The following is a 5514-nucleotide window of genomic DNA, read 5'->3' as shown; positions in this document are numbered from 1 at the left end:
CAGCTCGGGGCGCGTCGTCTCGATGTGAATGTCGCCCGAGCCGTCGGCCTTGTGGAACGCGATGCGGTGGTAGGCGGCCTGCTGTTCGCGATCCTCGAGCTCGGCCTGCGCGATCGCCGACCGGAAGTCGACATCCCACAGCGTCGGCGCGAGCGCCTGGTACGCCTCGCCGCGCTCGTGGTTGCGGATGAAACCGAGCTGGCTCTGGCGGATCGTGTCGTCGGAGATCGTGCGGTAGGTCTGCGTCCAGTCGACGCTGAGACCCAGCTGGCGGAAGACGTCTTCGAACTGCTTCTCGTCTTCGACCGTGAGCTTCTCGCACAGCTCGATGAAGTTGCGGCGGCTGACGGGCTGCTGGTCAGCGGCCTTCAGACTCTTCGCGTTGCCCTCGAACGGCGGGGTGAAATCAGGGTCGTAGGGGAGGGTCACATCGACGCGCACGCCGTAATAGTTCTGCACGCGGCGCTCGGTGGGCAGGCCGTTGTCGTCCCAGCCGATCGGGTAGAAGACGTTCTTGCCGCGCATGCGCTCGTAGCGTGCCTTGACATCGGTGTGGGTGTACGAGAACACGTGCCCGATGTGCAGCGACCCGGATGCCGTGGGTGGGGGCGTGTCGATCGAGTAGACGCCGGCGCGGCCGAGCTCTGCTGCACGGACACGATCGAACAGGTAGGTGCCCTGTTCGGCCCAGACGCCGTCCCACTTCGCTTCGAGACCTTCGAGGACGGGCTTGTCGGGAATCCGGTTCGGTGTTGACATGGCCATGACGGTCTCCTTGCGCGATGTATGCGGCACGGTGTGTACGTGCCTGAGTGTGTGGGATGTGCGATCCAGTCTAACGATGTGTGCGTCGCCGTGGGCACGCCAAAAATCGATCGTGTCCAACAACTGTCGATAGACTGAACCGACCCCCCCTTCATCTTTCCTGAGGACTCGCATGCCCACATCATCCGTGCGTCGTATTCTGCCCATCACCGCGATCGCCGCGGCATCCGCTCTGGCGCTCAGCGCCTGTGCTGGCTCGTCAGGGGGCGACTCCGCGGACGGGGGCGGCGAGATCGTCTGGGCGATCGAGGGAGCGAACCTCGCGGCCGGCCACATGGACCCGCAGACCAGCCAGCTCGACGTCTCGGGCATGGTGCAGCGCGCCGTCTTGGACTCGCTGGTCTTCCAGGAGGCGGACGGGTCGTTCTCACCGTGGCTGGCGACAGACTGGGAGGTCTCCGATGACGCGACGACCTACACGTTCGAGCTGCGCGACGATGTCACCTTCCACGACGGCGAGCCGTTCAACGCGGATGCCGTGAAGGCGAACTTCGACCGCATCGTCGACCCCGAGACAGCCTCCGCACAGGCAGCGAGCATGCTCGGCGCCGACTTCTACGAGGGCACGACCGTCATCGACGAGTACACGGTCGAGGTGGCGTTCACGCAGCCGTACGCGCCGTTCCTGCAGGCTGCGAGCACCACGAACCTCGGTTTCTACTCACCCGCGGTCCTGGAGAGCTCGGCTGATCAGCTCAAAGCTGGTGGCCCCGGCATCAACGTCGGCACCGGTGCGTTCGAGCTCACCGAGTACACCCCCGACCAAGAACTCGTCTACACGCGAAACCCCGACTACACGTGGGGCCCGAAGGGCGAGGAGCCAGCGCAGTTCGAGACGCTGCGCGTCGAGATCCTGCCCGAGGCGTCGGTGCGCACCGGCGTCATCGAGAGCGGCGAGGCAGACCTCGCCAGCAACATCCCGCCGAACCTCGCCGAGAAGCTGCCCGAGAGCCTGACCGTCGACTCGGTCGAGTACCCGGGCCTGCCCTACTCGCTGTACCTGAACGAGAAGTACGGTGTCTTCGCCGACGAGAAGGTGCGGCAGGCATTCGCCCGTGGCATCGACATCGACGCGGCGGTGGAAGAGATCTTCTTCGGGCAGTTCCCGCGTGCATGGAGCATCCTCGGCGCCACGACGCCCGACTACGATGCGACGCTGGAGGGCACGTGGCCGTACGATCCGGACGCCGCGAACGCCCTGCTCGACGACGCAGGGTGGACCGAGCGCGACAGCGACGGCATCCGCATGAAAGACGGTGAGCGGCTGTCGGTGCGCTGGATCGCCTGGACCCCGGTTCCTGACGACAAGGCCGCGCTCGGCAACGCGATCCAGTCCGATCTCGCCGAGATCGGCTTCGAGGTCAAGCGCGAAGTGCTCGAGCCCGGTGCGTACAACGAACAGTACGGTCCGAAGACGTTCGACCTGACCGACTGGGGCTTCTCCGGCGTCGATGCTGACCTGCTGCGCAGCCACCTGCACACCGATGGCTTCCAGAACGCGTCGCAGGTCTCTGACCCCGAGATCGACGCTCTGCTTGAAGAGGGGGTCGCGACCACCGACGCGGAGGCTCGCAACGCGGTCTACACCCAGTTGCAGCAGTGGAACGCCGAGTACACCGCGATCGTGCCGCTGTACAGCCCGTCGTCGATCACCGCGTCGGCTGACACGATCGACGGTCTCGAGTACGACCTGTACGGTCGCCCGCTGTTCTATGAGGTCTCGGTCGGCTGATCCCGTTGTGAAACCGCTTCTGATCCGGGCTGCCTCGCTCGCGGCATCCGTCGTCATCGTCCTCTGGGGCGCCGCGACGTTGGCGTTCCTGGCGTTCCGTGTGATTCCCGGCGACCCCGTATCGGTGATGCTGGGGCCGCAGGCCCAGGTGAGCGAAGCGGTCAAAGACGGCATGCGGGCTGAGCTCGGACTCGACCGGCCGCCGCTGGAGCAGTACGTGTCGTTCATCGGCCAACTCGTGCGGGGAGACCTCGGCCAGTCGTATCAGCTGCGGATGCCGGTGACCGAGGTCATCGGTCGTCAACTTGGCTCCACACTGCAGCTCACGGCGCTTGCTCTGGTGATCGCCGTCGTCCTGGCGCTCGCTGTCGCGCTGTTCGTGCGCGGGCGCGTGGGACGCGGCGTCGTGGTCGGCATCGAACTGGTGGTGCTGTCGTCGCCCGTGTTCTGGATCGGCATTCTGTTGCTGACCGTGTTCGCCTTCGGCCTCGGCTGGTTCCCCGTCTCGGGCACGCGAAACCCTGCCACGATCGTGCTGCCCGCCATCACGCTGGCGCTGCCGGTCGCTGCCCTGCTCGGGCCGGTTCTGCGTGATGGCATAGAAGCCGCCGAAAGCCAGCGGTTCGCCACCACGGTGCGTGCACGTGGGGCGGGCCCGGTGCGGCTCACCGCACACCACACCCTGCGGCACGGTGCGGCGGGGGCACTGACACTGACGGCGTACCTGGTCGGATCCCTCCTCGGAGGTGCCGTGCTGGTCGAGACGGTGTTCGCCCGACCTGGGCTCGGGCGGGTGACGTTGGCGGCGATCACCGACCGCGATCTGCCGGTGATCACCGGGATCATCCTGCTGAGCGCGCTGGTGTTCGTCGTGGTCAACACGATCGTCGAGCTGCTGCATCCGCTGCTTGATCCTCGCCAGCGCACCGCCACGAGCATTGCCCCGCGCCTCGCTGTCGGGGAGGTGCGCCGGTGAGCGCGTCCCGTCGGATTCTCATGGTCGCCGCGCTGGTGGTGCTCGCGATTGTCGCAGCGATGGCGTTACTGCCCGCTCTGATCGCCCCGGCCGACCCGCTGCAGACCGATGTTCGCTCGGCTCTCGAACCGCCGAGCGCTGAGCACTGGTTCGGCACCGACCAGAGCGGGCGCGACGTGTTCTCGCGCGTCGTGCACGGCGCCGGCCGATCAGTGGGGATCGGCCTCATGGCGACGCTGTTCGCGTTGGTCGTCGGCCTCGTGGTCGGGTCGCTCTCGGGTATCGCGCCGCGTATGGTGGATGCCGCCGCGATGCGCATCAACGACGTGCTCATGGCGTTCCCCGAGTTTCTCGTCGCCCTCGTGGTCGTCGCGATCCTCGGACCCGGGCCCGTCAACGTCGCCATCGCCGTGACCCTCGCCGCCGTGCCCGTGTATGTGCGCCTCGCCCGTGTGCAGACGCGGACGCTCGTGCTCGCCGAGCATGTTGAAGCCGCGCGCATCCTCGGGGTGCCGCCGGTTCGCGCCTTCACCCGGCATGTGGTTCCCGGTGTGCTCGGAACGCTCAGCGTACTCGCCACGATCGGCATCGGATCGAGCATCCTCGCCATCGCCGGGCTCAGCTTTTTGGGGCTCGGACCCACCGAGCCCGTTCCGGAATGGGGGCTCATGCTCGCCGGTGGTCGCAACGTGCTGGGCTCGGCCTGGTGGATCGCCGTCTTCCCTGGTGTCGCGATCACTCTCACCGTCGTAGCAGCGACCATCGTCGGACGCACGCTTCGCGCGCGAGCCGAGGGGAGGGCGTCATGAGTGCGCTGTCGGTACGGGAGCTGTCGATCGCGATCGGCGGACGGATTCTCGTCGACGGCGTGTCGTTCGATGTCGCGCCGGGCGAATGCGTCGCCATCGTCGGGGAATCAGGCGCTGGCAAGTCGCTGACAGCGTCTGCGCTGCTCGGGCTCGCTCCCGGCACAGTGCGTACCTCGGCGCTCACGGTGGACGGGGTGGATGCGCGACGGTTCACCCAGGCTCAGTGGCGCCGGGTGCGCGGCGCCCGCATCGGACTCGTCTCGCAAGATGCCCTCGTCTCCCTCGACCCGCTGCGGAGGATCGGCGCGGAGGTCGCCGAACCCCTCGCGATCCACACGCGTCTGTCTCGCGCTGCGCGGCAGGAACGGGCCCTGGAGCTGCTGGAATCCGTCGTGGTGCCCGACCCGGCCACCCGGGCGGAACAGTACCCGCACGAACTCTCCGGTGGCCTGCGTCAACGCGCCCTGATCGCCTCCGCGCTCGCGGGGGAACCCGCCGTGCTCGTCGCCGACGAGCCGACGACCGCGCTGGATGCCACCGTGCAGGCCCGCGTGCTGGCTCTGCTGCGCGACATCGCGGATGCCGGAACCGCTGTCGTCTTCATCAGCCACGACTTCGCCGCCGTGCGCCGGGTCGCTGACCGTGTGCTCGTCATGCGCGCAGGACGCGTGATCGAGCAGGGCACGGTGTCCGCTGTGCTGGATGCCCCCGAAGAGGAGTACACACGCGAACTGATCGCGGCGACTGCTCACGAACCGCGCCGCCGGTCGCTGAGCCCGTCGAAGCGAAGAGTCGGCGACGCCGTACTCACCGGAATCGGCGTCTCGAAGTCTTTCGCCGGCGTGCCCGCCGTCACCGATGCCTCGTTCACCCTCTTGGAGGGGCAGACACTGGGAATCGTGGGGGAGTCCGGGTCGGGAAAGACGACACTCGCACGCATGATCGTCGGCGTCGAGAAGCCGGATGCCGGTGACCTGCGGTGGGCGAGCACGGAACACGGCCGCGCCTACCGGGTGCAGCTCGTGCACCAGAACCCATTGGGCGCCTTCGACCCGCGGTGGACGATCGGCCGATCGCTGCGGGAAGCGCTCGCCGCGGGGCAGGTGCCACGGGTGCAGCGGGCCGCCCGCGTCGCCGAGCTGCTGGCCGAAGTCGAGCTCGACCCGCGGCTT

5 protein-coding genes are annotated in these 5514 nt (G+C 67.8%); 4 read left to right on the top strand and 1 reads right to left on the bottom strand.

The features are described from left to right. Positions 1–765 (bottom strand): class I tRNA ligase family protein (locus Q1J95_RS13980; RefSeq protein WP_300268608.1); only part of this gene is annotated, 765 nt, incomplete at its 3' end. 172 nt (positions 766–937) lie between these two features. Between Q1J95_RS13980 and Q1J95_RS13975 the strand changes: the two genes are divergently transcribed. The 4 genes from Q1J95_RS13975 to Q1J95_RS13960 all read left to right on the top strand — a co-directional run. Further along, complete coding sequence (locus tag Q1J95_RS13975) at positions 938–2557, top strand: ABC transporter substrate-binding protein (RefSeq protein WP_300268606.1); 1620 nt, start codon at positions 938–940, stop codon at positions 2555–2557. Positions 2558–2564: 7 nt separating this feature from the next. After that, positions 2565–3533, top strand: a complete 969-nt coding sequence (locus Q1J95_RS13970; RefSeq protein WP_300268604.1) for an ABC transporter permease — start codon at positions 2565–2567, stop codon at positions 3531–3533. Next, positions 3530–4342, top strand: a complete 813-nt coding sequence (locus Q1J95_RS13965) for an ABC transporter permease (RefSeq protein WP_300268601.1) — start codon at positions 3530–3532, stop codon at positions 4340–4342. The genes Q1J95_RS13970 and Q1J95_RS13965 overlap by 4 nt, the downstream gene beginning before the upstream one ends. Beyond that, a partial coding sequence (locus Q1J95_RS13960) for an ATP-binding cassette domain-containing protein (RefSeq protein WP_300268598.1) occupies positions 4339–5514 on the top strand: 1176 nt, incomplete at its 3' end. The genes Q1J95_RS13965 and Q1J95_RS13960, both read left to right, overlap by 4 nt.

It is taken from the genome of Microbacterium sp. (assembly GCF_029263575.1).
Classification (GTDB): domain Bacteria; phylum Actinomycetota; class Actinomycetes; order Actinomycetales; family Microbacteriaceae; genus Microbacterium.
This window is presented reverse-complemented; position numbering and strand designations above follow the sequence as displayed.